Source organism: Cryobacterium sp. GrIS_2_6 (assembly GCF_035984545.1).
Classification (GTDB): domain Bacteria; phylum Actinomycetota; class Actinomycetes; order Actinomycetales; family Microbacteriaceae; genus Cryobacterium.
In genome coordinates this window covers 1,369,327-1,386,655 of the sequence record NZ_JAXCHP010000001.1, presented here as the reverse complement: position 1 = coordinate 1,386,655, position 17,329 = coordinate 1,369,327, and the positions used below count along the sequence as shown (strand labels likewise).

Below are 17,329 nucleotides of genomic sequence, written 5' to 3'. Positions count from 1 at the left end.
CACCGGCGTGTCCGAGAGTGATTCTTCGGTCAACCGGGATCTGGTCGCACGGGTTAGGCTTGGGGTAATTCGGTGAGTCCTGCCGGGACTCCCGTGTGAACCGGTCGCTCCTTCGGGAGCCGGAAGGTCGTGTGTGCCAGTGGCTCTCCTGTGGAGTGATCTGCGAGTGGATGTCCCGGTCGGCCAGAACAGGCATGCCCCCGGGCCCAGGACCCGGCCCGTGTCCCCCGTTAGCCGTGCGGCATTCGATACCGCCGCCCGGGAACTCGAAGCGTGGGACGACTCCGGCACGCCCCGTTCCTGAGAGTGCTCCCCATCGTTGGAGCAGCGATCTCCACCCTCGGCGCGCCCTTCGGGACCGAGACGATCAGCGCGAGTGACGCGTTCGCCGCCCGGATCGACGAACTGCAATTCGATCTCGGCGAGGGACCGTGCTGGCGGGCGCTGGCGACCCGGCGCCCTGTCCTCTCGCCGGACATCCGCCTCGAGCAGAATCCGGCCTGGCCGATGTTCCGCACGGCACTCGACGAAGGGGGTATAGGGGGGGCTGTTCGCCTTCCCTCTCGTCATCGGAACGCTCGAGATCGGCGCCGTCGACCTCTGTTCGTCCGTTGCCGGCCCCTTGCCGCCGGAGGCCGTCTCCGACGCAACGGAACTCGCGGATATCGTCGCCCGAGTCGTGTTGCGCCGGGCGCTTCGAGACCACGTTTCCGTCGAACACGATCCGGAGCGACTGGATGCCGTCGGACCGAACCCTGCGGCTCCGACGCAACCGGAAGCCGAGGGATTCTCGCGCCGCGTGATCCACCGTGCCACGGGAATGATCCTCGTCCAGCTGAATCTTTCCGCCACGGATGCAGTGCTGCTCCTCCATGGTTACGCTTTCTCAAACGGACGATCGGTCCTGCAGACTCTCGTCGAGCGGTGCGCGCTCCTCTTTGGAGCGTCCGCGGTGGGGATCATCCTCGCCGCCGGTCACGGCCGCCGGTCACGGGGCTTCGAGGTCGTGGCCTCCACCAATGAGCGCACCCGGCTGGTCGAAATCCTCCAGCTGCGAGCGGGCGCCGGTCCCTGCGTCGAGTGCATGACGACCGGTGCCGCTGTCGCCATTCCCGAGCTCGACGTCGTCGCCCCGAAATGGCCTCTCGTCCGTGCGGGTGCACTCGAACAGGGATTCCTCTCGATCGCTCGCGCACAGCTCCAGCACGCGCTCAACAGCCGTGTCGTTATCGAACAGGCCAAGGGCGTCATCGCGTTCATGCACGACGTCGACATGAACGAGGCGTTCACGATGCTCCGTCACTACGCCAGGAGCCACAGCAGGCCGCTCGCCGAAGTGTCCGCGGCCGTGGTCGATCGCACCCTTCGCCTCTGAACGGGTTCTGCATATACTGGGATTGCGCCCCGGACCCTGGCTGCACATGGACCGTTCACTGAGCCAGTGAGGGAAGACGATGAAGCGCATATTCCAAGCCGGAGGATCCGTCGTAACCGGGAGTGACCTTGCCGATGCGGTCATGCAGTATGCCGAAAGACTCAGTACCCGAGGCCAGGTCGAAGTTGTGGACATTCCCGTCGTCGGCGACAGCGGCCGGGTCGGGAGGGCCCAGTTCCTGATCGGCGCGGAGAGCCAGTTGACGAGCGTCACGTCGCCGACCGGTTTCCGCGAACTCGTCGACACCGCTATCACTGCGGGCCTGCGCACGAAGGCGGTTGCCCCGATGGCGGTGCCCCAGGGTGGTTGGACCGGCGACGGTCTCGATGCTCCCCAGTTCGACGAATTCGACTACTGACGACGTCCCGTCTGACCGCCTGACGACGTCCCGTCGATTCGGTGCGGAATGACCGCGATCGGGCAGGGCAGGTTGAGCAGCACGTCGTGGCTCACTGAGCCCAGGACGAGGCTTCCGACCGAGCCGCGTCCGTGCGTGCCGACCACGAGCAGTTCCGCCTCCCCGGACGCATCGACGAGAACAGGGGCGGCCGGCCCGGTGTCGAGGATCTCGACGACGTCGAGTCCTGGACGGGCGTCCCGCACCCGTTGGGCCGTGATCGCGAGCGCTTCGGCATTCGCTTCACCGAGCGCTTCGAAGGGCACCGTCGCGCCGATGTCGATCGCTACCGTCATCGGGATCGACCAGGAGTGCACGATCCGGAGGCCGCGCCCGAGCCTGACCGCTTCGTCGGCAGCCCAGTCGAGGGCTTCGGTGCCGGCGGGGTCGTCGTCGAACCCGACGACGACAGGGCCGATCCGCGGTCGCCACGTCGCCGGAACGACGACGACCGGGCAGCGCGCGTGCGCCGCGAGGCGGAGGGGGAGCGTCCCGTAGACGGCCCCGGTCAGAAGCCCGGTCTTGTTCGAGCCGATCACCATCAGGTCCGCCGAAGCGGATGCCCTGACGAGCTCGTCGACGGGGACACCGTGTCGGACGTAGCTCGTCCTGCGGCACCCCGGAGCCCGGCGTTCCACCTCATGGGTGGCCGCGGCCAGCGCGCGTTCGTAGACGGGCTGGAAGCTGAGAGCGACGTCGTGCGGCGACCAACCCAGGTCGACGACGGTCGTGAGTTCTAGCTCGATCGGTTGTGCGTCCGGTTCGGCTGACGAGCGGTCGACCGCTCGGGTGATCGCCCAATCGAGCGCTGCAGCACTGGCCGGCCCGCCGTCAATCGCAACGATCACGTTCTCCTTCATGCCCGCAGTGTACCCCCGGGGTGCACTGCCACCCCGCCGCGGGACTGCCGGGCTACTATGGCCCGATGACATCCGCACACAGAGACAGGGTCGTCCCGGGTCCCGGCCAGGAATCGGTGTGGGACTACCCGCGCCCGCCCAGGGTCGAGCCCGTCTCCGAGGAAGTGGTGATCCGCTTCGGTGGGCTCGAGATCGCGCGCACCGAAAACGCGGTTCGCGTGCTCGAGACGAGCCACCCGCCGGCGTATTACCTTCCCCGCGACGCCTTCGTCCCCGGCTCTCTCGTGCCGGCGGACGGCCGATCGGTGTGCGAATACAAGGGAACCGCGTCATACCTGACCGTCGTTTCGGGTACTGCTCGTGCCGTCGGCGCAGCCTGGACCTACCCTGAGCCCGAGCGTGGGTTCGAAGCACTCGCGGGCCGGATCGCACTCTATCCGGGGCGGATGGATCTCTGCACTGTCGACGGAGAAGTCGTCCACGCGCAGGCCGGATCCTTCTATGGCGGTTGGATCACCTCGCGGGTCGTCGGGCCGTTCAAGGGGGAGCCGGGCACCCTCGGCTGGTAGACCTGCCGGGATTTCGGGCATCTGGCTACACTCGGGGCATGTCCGACAAGTACCCGAGGGGGCAGGACGGCCCCGTTCCGCCCGAACCCACCTCCCCGGCTGACGACGCCGCGCTCACAGTGGAGTCACCCGCCGTGATCGAATTGGGCATCACGCCACTGGACGGGAGCGCGCCGAGGACGGCCGCGACCGAGATCGTCGGCTTCGGAGTCGACGACGACCTGCCCGACGACGCCGACGACGTTCCGACGGGGGTGGCGGCGCCCGTAGCGAGTCCGCGGGTCAGCGACGACGAAATTGTCCTCGTCGATGCCGCTCTCGCCGAGGAGCCGCGGCTCGTGATCGAGCGTTACTCGCAGGCGCCGACCCCGGTGGTGAACCGGGTCGGGCGCGGGAGCCGGGTCTTCCGTCTCTGGTTCGCGGTGACGGCATCCGTAGTCAGCGTCGCGGTCGGTGCGCGCCTCGCCTACCTCGGACTCAGCATCCGCCAGGTCGTACTCGTCACCGTGCTCGGCATCGTGCTTTCCCTGATCCCGCTCGGCCTCGGAACCCTGGCCGGCCGGCGAAACGGGCAGTCGATGGTCATGCTGTCGCGGGCAACGTTCGGCGTGATCGGAAACCTCGTTCCCACAGTGTTCGCTCTGCTTGTCCGGATGGCCTGGGGCGCACTGCTCCTCGCCATCCTGGGCCGGGCCGTGACCGCAGCTACGAGCCCGCCGACGCTGGCACGTGGGACCAGGGACGGGTCTGTTCCGCTCCCCGCGCTGGCGGTCCTGATCGTGGCGACCGTGGTCGCGCTCTTCGGCTATGCGCTCATCCGCTCCGTTCAGGCCGTGCTCGCCGTCGCAGGTGCCGCCCTGGTGATCGCGGTGATGGTGCTCTCGGCCGGGCTCGTCGACGTTGGCTCGGCGCTCACTGTTCCGGATGGAAGCGGTTTTACGGTGTTCGGCGGGGTCACCCTCGTGTTCGCCTACCTTGGACTCGCCTGGGCGTCGAGCGGCGCAGACCTTGCACGCTATCAGGGCAGGTCCGGTTCCGGATCGAATGCGGTACTCTGGCTCCTCGCGGGCGTCGGGGTGCCTGCTCTCGTCCTCGCGTGCTGGGGGGCCCTGCTCGTCTCGTCTCAGGGCCAGTGGGGAGCAGACCTCGCCGTCGACCCGGTCGGAACGCTCGCTGCGCTCCTGCCCGCCGGTCTCGAATGGCCCTTGCTTCTGCTCGGAACGGTCACCGTGCTCTCGGCATTGATCCTGACGTTGTACTCGGGCGGCCTTGCGGCCGCGGCGCTGTCCTCGGGGCTCCCGCGGGCCGCGGGTGTCGCTCTCACGGCGATGGGCGCGGCACTACTCCTCCTGCCGTCCGGTGGGCTCGGTGTCCGGGCGGCGTTCCTCACCATGCCACTGACACTCGCGATCCCGGTTGCGGCATGGTCGGGGCTGTTCTCCGCCGAGACGTTCGTGCGGGCCAATCGGTACGACACCCGCAGCCTCCTGAAGCGCGGTGGAGCGTATGCGGACGTGCGCTGGGCCAATCTGGCCGCCTTCGTCGTCTTCAGTGTGATCGGCTGGGGGCTTCTCGTCCCGGGGGAGGGCTTGTCGGCCTGGCAGGGCTACCTCTTTGCACCACTCGGCATCGACCCGGTCGGGGAATTCGCGGCGACGAACCCCGGAGTCCTGATCGTCTTCGCCCTGGGCCTCGCAACACCCCTCCTCGCGGGCATTCCGGCGATCCGCAGGCAGGAGAACGCCAGGACCCCGGCGTCCGCGGGTTGAGTCCACGGGTACGCCGGGTGGGTTCCGTGAGACCGGCGCCTGCGAGTCGGCACTCTGAGTATGGCCGGCGTAGTGCACGGGTAGGCTGACGGGGTGTCCTATTCGCTCGCAGAGATCACCCGGACCGTCCACGAGCTCTGGCCGTTGTCGGGTGCGGAGACGTGGGATGCACCCGGACTCGTGAGCGGCGCCCCGTCGAACCTGGTCGATTCCGTCCTCCTCGCGATCGACGCCGTCTCCGCGACCGTCGATGAGGCGATCGAGGTCGGTGCCGACCTTCTCCTCGTCCACCATCCGCTCCTTCTTCGCGGAGTCACGTCCGTCGCGGAGGACCGGTACAAGGGTGCCCTCCTGGCCAGGCTGATCCGGTCGCGCTGCGCACTCCTAGCCGCACACACGAACGCGGACGTCGTCGTCGATGGTGTCTCCGACGTCCTCGCGTCGCGACTCGGACTCGTGGACGCCCAGCCGATCACCGCGGGGACCGTGCCAGGGACCGGTATCGGGCGGGTCGGGCTGCTCGGGACTCCGACCACACTCGGCCAACTCGCCCGGCGCCTCGCGACGATCCTGCCCGCGACAGCGTCCGGGATCCGAGTCTCGGGGGAGTACGCCGCACCGGTTCGCTCTGTCGCGCTGTGCGGCGGAGCGGGTGACTCCCTGCTCAGGGTTCCTGCCGTGCTGGCCGCGGATGTCTACATCACCGCCGACCTCCGTCATCACCCGGCCTCCGAGGCCAGGGAACAGGCGCTGCTCGAGGGAAACACACCGGCGCTGATCGACGTGTCACACTGGGCGAGCGAGTGGTTGTGGCTTGACACCGCCGCCGGCGCGTTGCGGAACGCTTTTCCGGGACTACGGGTGGACGTGAGCGATCTGCGCACGGACCCGTGGGACTTCGTCATCGTGCAGTAGCCTGCACAACCCCACCGACAGTATCCGGCCACCGGGCCGGTCAAATTCAATACCCGTGAAGGTCAGGACTCAAGTGAAGGCATCCCCCATCGAGCAGAAGGAACTGCTCCGGCTCCAGGCTCTCGACATCAGGCTCCAGCAGGTCGACCACCAGACCAGGGCGCTCGCCCAGCACGTCGAACTCACCGCACTCGCCGGAACCGCGGACAAGACCCGGATGAACCTCACGACTCTCCACGGAGAAGTCGAGGACGTTCGTCTCGAACTGAACCGGATCGAGTCCGACGTCGAGGTCGTCGAGAAGCGCATCAAGCGCGACGACGAACGCCTGCAGACGACGAGTTCGGTCAAGGACGTCCAGGCGCTCGACACCGAACTCGCCGCACTCCGCAAACGGCTGCTCGCCCTCGAAGAGATCGAGATCGCCGTGATGGAGCGCCTCGAGGAACGTGAATCGGCTGTTGCGGTCGTCGAAGCCGAACGGGACGCGCTGGCCGCCCGAGTCGAGGAGACCGAGATCTCACGCGACGCCGACCTCGCCACCCTGTACCGCCAGCTCGAGGAACTCCGCCGCGACCGTGCCGTGATCGCAGGTACGATCGCGCCGGATCTCGCGAGCCTCTACGAGAAGCTCTTCGTGAGCGGCCACGGGAACGCTGCCGCGCTGTTGCGCCAGCGCACCTGCAGCGGATGCACCATCACCCTCACCGGAAGCGACCTCGAGTCCGTGCGGTCGTCTGCGGCCGACGAGGTGCTGTTCTGCCCGGATTGTGGTGCGATCCTGGTGCGGACGGAGGAGTCCGGAATCTGATCCTGTAGACTGGGGACAGGAATGGGTCGGCAAGACGGCCGCGTCAGCCGGTTCCCTTCGGGGGACCGGCTGCCGAGGAACGTCCGGGCTCCACAGAGCAGGGCGGTGGGTAACACCCACCCGGGGTAACCCGCGAGACAGTGCCACAGAAAGTAGACCGCCACCGTTTTTCGGTGGTAAGGGTGAAACGGTGGTGTAAGAGACCACCAGAGGCCAGGGTGACCTGGTCGGCTCGGTAAACCTCGTCCGGAGCAAGGTCACACAGGAAACGTTAAGGCGGCTCGCCGAGTTTCCGGGTAGACCGCTGGAGGGCTGCGGCAACGTAGTCCCGAGATAGATGGCCGTCCCCGGTGAAAACCGGGACAGAACCCGGCGTATCAGCCGGCCCATTCCCCTTTTCCCCGTTGGGCCCCCCGCGGGGGAGCCGTCAACCAGCCACGGGACGAGACCGGTCCTGGTTTAGTCCAGGTCCTTCACGGCGAGGGCCGCAGCCCCGAGAATGCCGGCGTTGTTCTTGTGCACGGCCGGGACGATCGGCGTGTGCAGCGCGAGCAGCGGCAGGAAGTCGTCGTGGTGCTTGGAGACGCCGCCGCCGACGACGAACAGGTCGGGGGAGAAGAGCGCCTCGAGTATGGAGTAGTACTTCTGCAGGCGTGCCGCCCAGGCAGACCAGGAGAGATTCTCCCGTTCCCGCGCGGAGTACGACGCGCGGGTCTCGTAGTCGACGCCGTCGATTTGCAGGTGACCGAGTTCGGTGTTGGGCACGAGCACCCCGTCGTTCAGGAGCGCCGTGCCGATGCCGGTGCCGAGGGTGGTCAGGATCACCACACCCTCCACTCCCTGTGCGGCACCGAACTGGGATTCGGCGTACCCCGCGGCATCCGCGTCGTTCACGAACGTGATGGGTACGCCCAGGCTCCTCGCGAACAGGGCCGCGGCCTCGAGGCCGATCCATTTCTTGGACACGTTGGCGGCCGACATCGTCCGTCCGTGCCTGACGATCGCGGGGAAGCAGATGCCGACGGGGACATCGGTCACGCCGGCAGTGGCACTGACCCTTTCGAGGATGACGCGGGTCGTCTCGACGATGTCGGCAGGGCGCCCGCCTTTGGGCGTGGGGAGCTTGACCCGGTCGGTCAGCAGCGCGCCCGTCGCAAGATCGACGAGTGCCCCCTTGATGCCGGTCCCGCCGATGTCGATGCCGATGGCCGTCTGAGAACTCATAGTAGAAAACCTACCGTCTAGGGGAGGGTCAAGACCTCTGCGCCGCGTTCGGTCACGACAAGGGTGTGCTCGAACTGGGCGGTGATGCTCTTGTCCCTGGTCGTCACGGTCCAGTCATCCGCCCACATGTCCCAGTCTGTGCCGCCGAGGGTGAGCATCGGCTCGATCGTGAAGACCATGCCCACCTCCATCACGGTGTCGTACTGCGGGGCAGAATCGTAGTGGGGGACGATCAGGCCGGAGTGGAAGGCCTCGCCGACGCCGTGGCCGGTGAAGTCGCGAACGACGCCGTAGCCGAACCGCTTGGCATATGACTCGATGGTCCGGCCGATCACGTTGATCTGGCGCCCGGGGGCGACGGCCTTGATGCCGCGGGCGAGCGCCTCCTTCGTGCGTTCGACGAGGAGTGTCACCGCTTCGCTCGCCTCGCCGACGATGAACGTGACGTTGGTGTCTCCGTGGACGCCGTTCTTGAAGGCGGTGATGTCGATGTTGACGATGTCGCCGTCTTCGAGGACCGTCGTGTCGGGGATGCCGTGGCAGATGACCTCGTTGACCGAGCTGCACAGCGACTTGGGATAGCCCCGGTAGCCGAGCGTGGAGGGGTACGCGTCATGCTCGATCAGGAATTGGTGGCCGATCCGGTCGAGTTCTTCCGTGGTCACGCCCGGGCGGATGCCCCGGCCGACGGCCTTGATCGCCTCCGCGGCGATCCGGCCGGCATCACGGATCAGTTCGATCTTCGCGGCGGGGTAGACGTCGGAACCGGTAAACCGCGCAGGGGCGGCGTGGCCGACGTATTCCGGACGGGGGATCCTGGCGGGGACGGAACGGATGGGGGATACCGGGCCTGGCAAGAGGTGACCGGCGGAATCCTTAGGCATAGGATCTAGCTTATGGCCGAAGATACTGAGCACCAGTTCTGGTACAACCTGCGCACGGGCACCGTCGAGGAGGGAATGGTATCTCTCGCCGTCGATCGGGTCGGCCCGTTCCCCACCCGCGACGAGGCAGCCCACGCCCTGGAGAAGCTCCGCGCGAACAGCGCGAAATGGTCGGCGGAGGACGCCGCGGAGGACCGCTGACAGCTATTCGTAGCTGTGTTCCGGCCCGGGGTACACGCCGCTCTCGACGTCCGACTTGAACTGGTGCACGGCATCCGTGAGGACACTGCGCACGTTGGCGTACTGTCGCACGAAACGCGGCACCCGGCCCTCGGTCATGCCGGCGAAGTCAGTCCAGACCAACAGCTGGCCGTCGACGTTCGGTCCTGCCCCCACACCGATCGTTGGGATCTCGAGCTTGCTGGTGACCTCTGCGGCCACGGTCGCCGGAACCATCTCGAGGACGACGGCGAACGCGCCGGCGTCCTGCACGGCGAGGGCGTCTTCGAGGAGCTTCTCCGCGGCGTCGCCGCGGCCCTGGATGATGTGGCCGCCGAGACCGTGTTCGCTCTGCGGTGTGAAACCGATGTGGGCCATCACGGGGATTCCGCTCGTCACGATTCTCTTGATCTGCTTGTGGCTGCGCACCCCGCCCTCGAGCTTGACCGCGTGGGCCTGCGCTTCCTTCATGAACCGCACCGCGGTGTGGAGCGCTTCCGTCTGGCCGGTCTCGTAGGAGCCGAAGGGCATGTCAGCGACGACAAGGGCGCGGGTGACGGCGCGGGCGACGGCACGGGTGAGCGGGATCAGCTCGTCGACGGTGACGGGAAGAGTGGTCTCGTAGCCGAAGACATTGTTGCCCGCCGAGTCTCCGACCAGGAGGAAATCGATCCCGGCCTGGTCGAAAATCTGGGCAGTGAGCATGTCGTAGCTGGTCAGGCCCGAAATCGGGATTCCATGCTTTTTCGCGTTCGAGAAATGGCGGGTGCGCACCCGCTTGGGTCCTGCGGGGGCGGGAACGAATGGATTCAGATCATTGACGGAACGGGGAGCATCTGACGCGGTCGACTCTGGCATGCCTCCAGTGTAGCCAGCGGCCGATTCCGCCCACCGGGGCCGTTTTCGCACGCGAGGTCACGACAGCCAGTAACCTAGTGATCAACAAGAAAGGGCGTGGATGGACAAGCAGCGCGACTTCGTTCTTCGTACCATCGAGGAACGGGGCATCAAGTTCATTCGTCTCTGGTTCACGGACGTCGTCGGCACCCTGAAATCGGTGGCGATCGCACCGGCCGAGGTCGAGGGCGCATTCGCAGAGGGTCTCGGTTTTGACGGTTCGGCCATCGAGGGCCTGACGCGGTCCTTCGAAGCGGATGTCCTCGCGCATCCGGATCCCACAACGTTCCAGATTCTGCCGTGGCGGGGCGAAGTCGACCCGACCGCACGCATGTTCTGCGATATCACGACCCCCGACGGGCAGCCTGCGGTTGCCGACCCGCGCAACGTGCTCAAACGCACGCTTGCGAAAGCGGCGGATCGCGGCTTCACGTTCTACACGCATCCTGAGATCGAGTTCTACCTGCTGAAGTCGTCGAAGTTCGGCAAGGACGGGCCGGTGCCCGTCGACTCCGCCGGATACTTCGACAACGTCCCCGGCGGAACCGCTCACGACTTCCGGCGCCGTTCCGTGCGGATGCTCGAGGAACTCGGCATTTCGGTGGAGTTCAGCCACCACGAGGCCGGCCCCGGCCAGAACGAGATCGACCTCCGGTATGCGGACGCCCTCTCGACGGCCGACAACATCATGACTTTCCGCACGGTCATCAAGGAGGTCGCCATCGAGCAGGGCGTCTACGCGACGTTCATGCCGAAGCCGATGTCCGACCAGCCGGGCTCGGGCATGCACACCCACCTGTCCCTCTTCGAGGGCGAGACGAACGCCTTCTACGAGGCGGGCGCGCAGTACCAGCTGTCCCGCACCGGGCGTCAGTTCATCGCGGGCCTGCTCAAGCACGCACCGGAGATCACCGCAGTCACGAACCAGTTCGTGAACTCGTACAAGCGGCTCTGGGGCGGGGACGAGGCGCCAAGCTTCGTCTGCTGGGGCCACAATAACCGGTCCGCGCTGATCCGCGTGCCGCTGTACAAACCGAACAAGGGCAACAGCTCTCGCATCGAATACCGGGCGATCGACTCCGCGGCGAACCCGTACCTTGCATACTCGCTCATGCTCGCTGCCGGCCTCAAGGGCATCGAAGAGGGCTACGAGCTGCCTCCGGAAGCCGAGGACAACGTCTGGGGGCTCAGCGATACCGAGCGCCGCGCACTCGGTTACCGCCAGTTGCCTGCGAGCCTCGACCACGCCATCCAGTTCATGGAGGAATCCGAACTCGTCGCCGAGACCCTGGGCGAGCACGTGTTCAACTACGTGCTGCTCAACAAACGGCAGGAGTGGAAGGAGTACCGCTCCCAGGTGACTCCGTTCGAGCTGCAAAAGAACCTCGAGATGTTGTAGAGCACGATGGCGCGAGAGGCGTTGACCCTCACCGAACTTGCGAGGGTCGGCTTCGCTGAACTCGGTGAGGTCCGGGCGTGCCTCGACGAGGTCGTCACCCGGGGCGGACCCGATTCGGCAGGACTCTTGCCGTTGCTCGCCCGCACGGCGAGCCCGGACGTAGCACTCTCCGGCCTGATCGCCCTGCTGCGGCAGGCACCGACGGAGCTTCTGGCCCTCCTGGCCTGCCCGGGCGCTCCGTTGCGCCTCCTGCTCGTGCTCGGCGCGTCCCGCGGCCTGACCGATTTCTTCCTGCGGCACCCGGAGGAGCTCGGCGTCCTGGCCACCCGGTCACGGTCCCTTCCCGGCCCCGAGGAACTCACCCGGGATCTGCTCGCCTCGGTCGGGGCCGTCGACGGCTTCGCTGCCCTCGTCGACGACGCGGGCTGGGTTGCGCTGCGAGTGCGGTACCGGCGGAGACTCGCGGAGGTCGCCGCGTTCGATCTCGAACAGACTGACCCCGTCGCCGGCCTTGACGGTGTCGCCAGGGCGCTCTCCGATCTCGCCGCCGCCGCGCTGGAGGGCTCCCTCGCCGTGGCACGCACGATGGTGTCTGCCCCCGTTGCCGCCCCTGGCGTCTTCCCCGTCGACCAGGTGCGCTCCACCCGGCTCGCCGTGATCGGCATGGGGAAGGCCGGGGCCAGGGAACTCAACTACGTCAGCGACGTCGACGTCATCTTCGTCGCGGAAGCAGACCCCGAAACCGGGCTCGAGTCCGGTCGTGCCGTCGACATCGCGACCAGGCTTGCGATCCTGCTGATGCGCGGCCTCAACCAGCCGACGCTCGAACCCGAGCTCTGGGAGGTCGACCCGAACCTGCGTCCAGAGGGAAAGTCGGGGGCGCTCGTGCGTTCCCTCGACTCACACATCGCGTATTACGAGCGGTGGGCGAAGAGCTGGGAATTCCAGGCCCTGCTCAAGGCGAGGCCGCTCGCCGGCCATGCCGGGCTCGGTGAACGGTACCTGGCCGCGGTCGGTCCGAAGGTGTGGACGAGCGCCAGCCGGGAGAACTTCGTCGAGTCGGTGCAGCGGATGCGTGAACGGGTGACCGACAACATCCCCGACGACGAGGTCGATGTCCAGCTCAAGCTCGGCCCTGGCGGGCTGCGCGACATCGAGTTCACCGTGCAGCTCCTCCAGCTCGTCCACGGCCAGGCCGACGAAGACGTGCGACAGGCCGGCACCCTCCCCGCACTCGCGGCCCTCGCAGAGTCCGGCTACGTCGGTCGCGCGGAAGCTGCGGAATTCTCACAGGACTACCGGATCCTCCGGCTGATGGAACACCGCCTGCAGCTCTACCGGCTGCGACGTACCCACCTCGTGCCGCGCGACGAGGCGAGCCTGCGCATCCTCGCCAGGGCGACCGGACTCGCCTCGGGAGCCGCCCAGCTCAGCACGCGCTGGGCGGACACTAAACACAGGGTTCGTGGACTGCACGAGCGCCTCTTCTACCGGCCGTTGCTCTCCGCCGTTGCGGCCCTCCCCGATGGGGAGCTCGTGCTCACGAGCGCGCAGGCCGAGGCCAGGCTCGCGGCGATCGGTTTCCGCGACACCAAGGGCGCCTTCGCCCATATCGCCGCGCTCACCGGGGGCGTCTCCCGTCGGGCGACGATCCAGCGCCACCTGCTTCCGGTCCTCCTGCAGTGGTTCTCCGAGGGTGCCGACCCCGACTACGGCCTGTTGGCCTTCCGGCGCCTCAGCGACAGCCTCGGGTCGACCTACTGGTTCCTGCGGATGCTCCGCGACTCCTCCGGCGCCGCCGAACGGCTGACCCGGGTGCTGTCCTCGTCCCGGTTCGTCGGCGAACTCCTCGAAACCATTCCGGAGTCGGTCGCATGGCTCGAGAACGAGAACGACCTGCGCCCGCGGCCCCTCGCCGTGCTGCGCGCAGAGTCCCGCGCGGTCCTGGCACGCCACCAGACGCCGGAAGCGGCGGCATCCGTCCTCCGCACGGCGAGGCGCCGAGAGATCCTGCGCCTGGCCTTCTCGTCCATCCTCGGCAGGATCAGCATCGACCAGCTCGCGACGGGCCTGACCGACGTCACCGCGACCGTGATCGAGGGCGTCACCGCGGCGATCCGCGGCACCGGCCTCCGGGGCGAGCCGGACGGCGACGCGGACGGCATCGAGTTCGCCGTGATCGGCATGGGCCGGTTCGGGGGAGCGGAGCTGGGCTTCGGTTCCGACGCCGACGTGATGTACGTGTTCAGGGCGGGAGCCGTCACCGGCGAGGCCGCCCACGCCCGGGCGATGGTCATCGCCAGGGAACTCAAACGCCTCACCGAGGACAGCCGCCTTCCGCTCGACCTCGACCTCGGGCTGCGTCCCGAGGGGAAGAACGGTGCCGTCGCCCGGTCCCTCGACTCGTATGCGGCATACTACCGGCGCTGGTCGCTGACCTGGGAGGCGCAGGCGCTGCTGCGGGGCAGGGGCGTCGCCGGCGATGCCGGTCTGCTTGCCGACTTCGAGGCCCTCGCGGACTCGGTTCGCTTCCCGCTCGCGATCGACGACCAGGCGGTCCGGGAGATCAAACGGATGAAGGCGCGCGTCGAAAAGGAACGGTTGCCGCAGGGCGCAGACCCGAACCGGCACCTCAAGCTCGGCCGGGGATCGCTCAGCGATGTCGAGTGGTTCGTCCAGCTGCTGCAGTTGCAGCACGCCGCGGCGATCCCCGAGCTGCGCACGCACTCGACCCTCGGTGCCCTGCATGCCGCCGCCCGGGCCGGGCTCGTGAGCGACTCGGATGCCGAGACCCTCCGGGCGGCGTGGATCTTCGCCTCCCGCTGCCGTTCCGCGATGACCCTGTGGATGAACCGGACCGCGGACACCCTCCCGACCGACCGCATCCAGCTCGAGGGCATCGCCCGGATCCTCGAATATCCGCCGGGCTCCGCCAACCGGCTCGAAGACGACTACCTCGCCGTCACCCGGCGCGCCCGTGCCGTGTTCGAGCGTCGTTTCTACGGCCCCGTCGAACACGCGGGCCCTTTCGCCGGCTGACCGGGGAACGACGAACGGGCCGTACCCCAAGAGGTACGACCCGTCATAGTCAGGCTCCGTGCGGTTTAGACCCCGTAGTACAGTTCGTACTCGAACGGGTGCGGACGCTGCGCGAGCGGCTTGATTTCCTGCTCGCGCTTGAAGCTGACCCAGGTTTCGATCAGTTCGGGCGTGAACACGTTGCCGGCGAGGAGGAAGTCGTGGTCGGCTTCGAGGGCCAGCAGCGCCTCCTCGAGGGAAGCGGGAACCTGCGGGATGTTCTTCGCTTCTTCGGGTGGGAGCTCGTAGAGGTCCTTGTCGACCGGCTCGTGCGGCTCGATCCGGTTCTTGATCCCGTCGAGGCCGGCCATCAGCTGGGCGGCGAAGGCCAGGTACGGGTTGCCGGAGGCGTCGGGCGCGCGGAACTCGATGCGCTTGGCCTTCGGGTTGGTTCCCGTGATCGGGATCCGGATCGAGGCAGAGCGGTTACCGGCAGAGTAGACCAGGTTGACCGGGGCTTCGAAGCCGGGGACGAGGCGGTGGTAAGAGTTCACCGAGGGGTTGGTGAACGCGAGGACGGCCGGGGCGTGCTTGAGCAGGCCGCCGATGTACCAGCGGGCGATGTCGGAGAGTCCGCCGTAGCCGGCCTCGTCGTAGAACAACGGCTTGCCGCCGGACCAGAGGGACTGGTGGGTGTGCATCCCGGAACCGTTGTCGCCGAAGAGCGGCTTGGGCATGAACGTCGCCGTCTTGCCCCACTCGTGCGCCGTGTTCTTCACGATGTACTTGAACTTCAGCAGGTCGTCCGCCGCGTGGACCATGGTATCGAAGCGATAGTTGATCTCGCCCTGTCCGCCGGTGCCGACCTCGTGGTGGCTGCGCTCGAGGATCAGGCCTGCGTCGATGAGCTTGAGGCAGATGTCGTCGCGCATGTCGACGTGCTGGTCGACGGGGCTGACGGGGAAGTAGCCGCCCTTGTACGGGGTCTTGTTGGCGAGGTTGCCGCCCTCTTCCTTCTTGCCGGAGTTCCAGGCGCCTTCGCTGGAGTCCACGGCGTAGAAGCTCGAGTACTGGTTCACTTCATAACGCACGGCGTCGAAGATGTAGAACTCGGCTTCGGGGGCGAAGAACGCGGTGTCGGCGATGCCGGTCGACTCGAGGTACTTCTCGGCCTTCTTCGCAACCTGGCGGGGATCCTTGGAGTAGATCTCACCGTTGCGCGGGTTGTAGATGTCGAAAAGCATAATGAGCGTTCGTTCGGCGCGGAAGGCGTCGACGTATGCCGTCGTCACGTCCGGGATGAGCTGCATGTCCGACTCGTGGATGGACGCGAAGCCGCGGATCGACGAACCGTCGAACATCTGCCCGACCGTGAAGAATTCCTCATCGACGGTCGACGCGGGGATGTTGAAGTGCTGCTGCACACCAGGAAGATCGGTGAAGCGAATGTCAAGAAACTTGACGTCAGTGTCCTTGATGAACTTGAGTACTTCTGACGAATCGCGGAACATGCGGTTTTACTCCAAACGACGAGGGCGTTAATGACAGAAAGTCGCGCGCGGCGGCTACCCAGAGAGTATTACGGCAGCATTACTCAACTGTGACGACTTTGTTTCTCACATGTTACAGGCGGGGCGTTTGGCTAGGATCATCCCGTGTCTCCCTCTGCCTCGCAACCGACCACCTTCGGACAGCTCCCCCCGAGCAGATGGCCGGGGGAGCGGCTCGGGCTTCCGGACGCGGGACCACTGTCCGTCGGCCGTGCCGGGCGACGGATGCTGGGACTCCTGATCGACTATGCCCTCGCGATGGCGCTGGCATTCACGGTGTTCCGCTACACGTTCCTCGACTACAACGGTTTTGTCGTGACGGGGACCTATGTCCTGCTTCAGGTCGTGTTCATCCCGACGATCGGCGGCAGCATCGGCCACCGCCTCGTCGGACTCCGAGTGATCCCCCTCGTGGGCGGCTGGGTCGGGCCGTGGCGGCCGATTGTGCGTTCCGTGCTTCTCGGCCTGGCATTCCCCGCACTCGTCTGGGACTCGGACCAGCGCGGCTTCCACGACAAGGTGGCCGGAACCGTTCTCGTCCGCGGCTGAGCCGCGCGCCGATGGGCAGACGCAAGAACCCCTCGTCGTGACGACGAGGGGTTCTGGACGTGCGGAATGGACGGGTGGACGCGCCTAGTTGCCGCGCTGGGGGCGGGCCTTGGTGGGATCCACACCCTTCGGGATCGGAAGCTTCTTCGTGATCGAGCTCAGCCGGTTGTTGACGGCGAGGACCTCTGCCTTGGTCAGGCTCGGCTTGATCTTGCGCAGACGGCTCGCGAGCTTGTGCAGCGGCACGGCGTCGGAGTCCGGGCCGACGGAGAGGACCGTGACGGGCACGTGGCCACCGAGACGGGTGACCGTGCGGCGTTCCTCCTCGAGCATGCGCGCGGTCCGGGTGCGCGGGCCCTCGCTGATCAGGACGACGCCGCCGCGACCGACCGCACGGTAGACCGCGTCCTGGGTCTTCCCGTTGACGGCGATGGGCATTTCGCTGCCGACCCAGCCGCCCTTGAGGGAGCTGCGCAGCACGGCGCCGACGGCGCCGGGCTGGCCTTCGATCTGCGAATAGGCGGCCTTCTCGGCGCGACGGCCGAGAATGATCAGCACCGCGAGCACCCCGGCGAGGAGCCCGGCGATGATCCAGAGGACCAGGGTGAGAACGTTTCCGTCCGTCGCAACGATAGCGACGATGACCGAGGCCACGAGCGGCACGAAGAAGCCCACGAGGAGGAGCGGAACGATTTTGGAATCGTACCGCCGGGTCATCTGGAACACCTGCCACATCTGCTTGATGCGGCCGGGTTCCTTGTGGGGTTTGGGAGTCTTGTCCTTGCTGCGTGCCATGATGTCGAGTTTACCGAGTCGCCAGAATCTCCGATGAC

General features: G+C 67.0%; 16 protein-coding genes and 1 other RNA gene. 11 read left to right on the top strand and 6 right to left on the bottom strand.

Annotated features, from left to right (window positions below; all coding sequences use genetic code 11):
• Positions 1 to 622: 622 nt before the first annotated feature.
• Together RCH22_RS06980 and RCH22_RS06975 are read left to right on the top strand one after the other, a co-directional pair.
• Positions 623 to 1,375 carry an ANTAR domain-containing protein gene (locus RCH22_RS06980; RefSeq protein ID WP_327013335.1) on the top strand — a complete coding sequence of 251 codons (753 nt, stop codon included), beginning with the start codon at positions 623 to 625 and terminating at the stop codon, positions 1,373 to 1,375.
• Between the two features lie 79 nt (positions 1,376 to 1,454).
• Positions 1,455 to 1,793 carry a hypothetical protein gene (locus RCH22_RS06975; RefSeq protein ID WP_327013334.1) on the top strand — a complete coding sequence of 113 codons (339 nt, stop codon included), beginning with the start codon at positions 1,455 to 1,457 and terminating at the stop codon, positions 1,791 to 1,793.
• Here the strand turns inward: RCH22_RS06975 and RCH22_RS06970 are convergent.
• A complete protein-coding gene (locus RCH22_RS06970; protein ID WP_327013333.1) occupies positions 1,787 to 2,692 on the bottom strand; it encodes a universal stress protein in 906 nt (301 codons plus the stop codon). The genes RCH22_RS06975 and RCH22_RS06970 overlap by 7 nt on opposite strands.
• A gap of 65 nt (positions 2,693 to 2,757) precedes the next feature.
• On the opposite strand from RCH22_RS06970, the gene RCH22_RS06965 reads away from it, so the two are divergent.
• The 5 genes from RCH22_RS06965 to rnpB all read left to right on the top strand — a co-directional run bounded on the left by RCH22_RS06965 (position 2,758) and on the right by rnpB (position 7,149).
• Positions 2,758 to 3,261, top strand: a complete 504-nt coding sequence (locus RCH22_RS06965) for a DUF427 domain-containing protein (protein WP_327013332.1) — start codon at positions 2,758 to 2,760, stop codon at positions 3,259 to 3,261.
• Positions 3,262 to 3,299: 38 nt separating this feature from the next.
• Positions 3,300 to 5,030, top strand: a complete 1,731-nt coding sequence (locus tag RCH22_RS06960) for a cytosine permease (RefSeq protein WP_327013331.1) — start codon at positions 3,300 to 3,302, stop codon at positions 5,028 to 5,030.
• A 93-nt stretch (positions 5,031 to 5,123) separates the two neighbouring features.
• On the top strand, positions 5,124 to 5,945 hold the full coding sequence (locus RCH22_RS06955; RefSeq protein WP_327013330.1) for a Nif3-like dinuclear metal center hexameric protein: 822 nt from the start codon (positions 5,124 to 5,126) through the stop codon (positions 5,943 to 5,945).
• Positions 5,946 to 6,018: 73 nt separating this feature from the next.
• A complete protein-coding gene (locus RCH22_RS06950; protein WP_327013329.1) occupies positions 6,019 to 6,756 on the top strand; it encodes a C4-type zinc ribbon domain-containing protein in 738 nt (245 codons plus the stop codon).
• A gap of 22 nt (positions 6,757 to 6,778) precedes the next feature.
• Positions 6,779 to 7,149, top strand: an RNA gene (gene rnpB, locus RCH22_RS06945) — RNase P RNA component class A.
• A gap of 66 nt (positions 7,150 to 7,215) precedes the next feature.
• On the opposite strand, the gene ppgK is transcribed toward rnpB, so the two are convergent.
• Together ppgK and map are read right to left on the bottom strand one after the other, a co-directional pair.
• On the bottom strand, positions 7,216 to 7,980 hold the full coding sequence (ppgK, locus tag RCH22_RS06940) for a polyphosphate--glucose phosphotransferase (protein ID WP_327013328.1): 765 nt from the start codon (positions 7,978 to 7,980) through the stop codon (positions 7,216 to 7,218).
• Positions 7,981 to 7,997: 17 nt separating this feature from the next.
• On the bottom strand, positions 7,998 to 8,864 hold the full coding sequence (gene map / locus RCH22_RS06935) for a type I methionyl aminopeptidase (RefSeq protein WP_327013327.1): 867 nt from the start codon (positions 8,862 to 8,864) through the stop codon (positions 7,998 to 8,000).
• Positions 8,865 to 8,876: 12 nt separating this feature from the next.
• On the opposite strand from map, the gene RCH22_RS06930 reads away from it, so the two are divergent.
• Positions 8,877 to 9,065 carry an SPOR domain-containing protein gene (locus RCH22_RS06930; protein ID WP_327013326.1) on the top strand — a complete coding sequence of 63 codons (189 nt, stop codon included), beginning with the start codon at positions 8,877 to 8,879 and terminating at the stop codon, positions 9,063 to 9,065.
• A 3-nt stretch (positions 9,066 to 9,068) separates the two neighbouring features.
• Here RCH22_RS06930 and panB read toward each other — a convergent pair whose 3' ends face one another.
• Positions 9,069 to 9,941, bottom strand: a complete 873-nt coding sequence (panB, locus tag RCH22_RS06925) for a 3-methyl-2-oxobutanoate hydroxymethyltransferase (RefSeq protein ID WP_327013325.1) — start codon at positions 9,939 to 9,941, stop codon at positions 9,069 to 9,071.
• 100 nt (positions 9,942 to 10,041) lie between these two features.
• Here panB and glnA (RCH22_RS06920) point away from each other — a divergent pair, with 100 nt between their 5' ends.
• Both glnA (RCH22_RS06920) and RCH22_RS06915 read left to right on the top strand, forming a co-directional pair.
• The gene (gene glnA / locus RCH22_RS06920) at positions 10,042 to 11,379 is read left to right on the top strand and encodes a type I glutamate--ammonia ligase (protein ID WP_134446491.1); all 1,338 of its coding nucleotides are present in this window, start codon (positions 10,042 to 10,044) and stop codon (positions 11,377 to 11,379) included.
• A gap of 6 nt (positions 11,380 to 11,385) precedes the next feature.
• Positions 11,386 to 14,418, top strand: a complete 3,033-nt coding sequence (locus tag RCH22_RS06915) for a bifunctional [glutamine synthetase] adenylyltransferase/[glutamine synthetase]-adenylyl-L-tyrosine phosphorylase (protein WP_327013324.1) — start codon at positions 11,386 to 11,388, stop codon at positions 14,416 to 14,418.
• 65 nt (positions 14,419 to 14,483) lie between these two features.
• On the opposite strand, the gene glnA (RCH22_RS06910) is transcribed toward RCH22_RS06915, so the two are convergent.
• Positions 14,484 to 15,908, bottom strand: a complete 1,425-nt coding sequence (gene glnA / locus RCH22_RS06910; protein WP_327013323.1) for a type I glutamate--ammonia ligase — start codon at positions 15,906 to 15,908, stop codon at positions 14,484 to 14,486.
• A 144-nt stretch (positions 15,909 to 16,052) separates the two neighbouring features.
• Here glnA (RCH22_RS06910) and RCH22_RS06905 point away from each other — a divergent pair, with 144 nt between their 5' ends.
• Complete coding sequence (locus tag RCH22_RS06905) at positions 16,053 to 16,496, top strand: RDD family protein (protein WP_327013322.1); 444 nt, start codon at positions 16,053 to 16,055, stop codon at positions 16,494 to 16,496.
• 84 nt (positions 16,497 to 16,580) lie between these two features.
• Here the strand turns inward: RCH22_RS06905 and RCH22_RS06900 are convergent, their stop codons facing one another.
• Complete coding sequence (locus RCH22_RS06900) at positions 16,581 to 17,291, bottom strand: DUF4191 domain-containing protein (RefSeq protein ID WP_327013321.1); 711 nt, start codon at positions 17,289 to 17,291, stop codon at positions 16,581 to 16,583.
• Between the last annotated feature and the right edge of the window lie 38 nt (positions 17,292 to 17,329).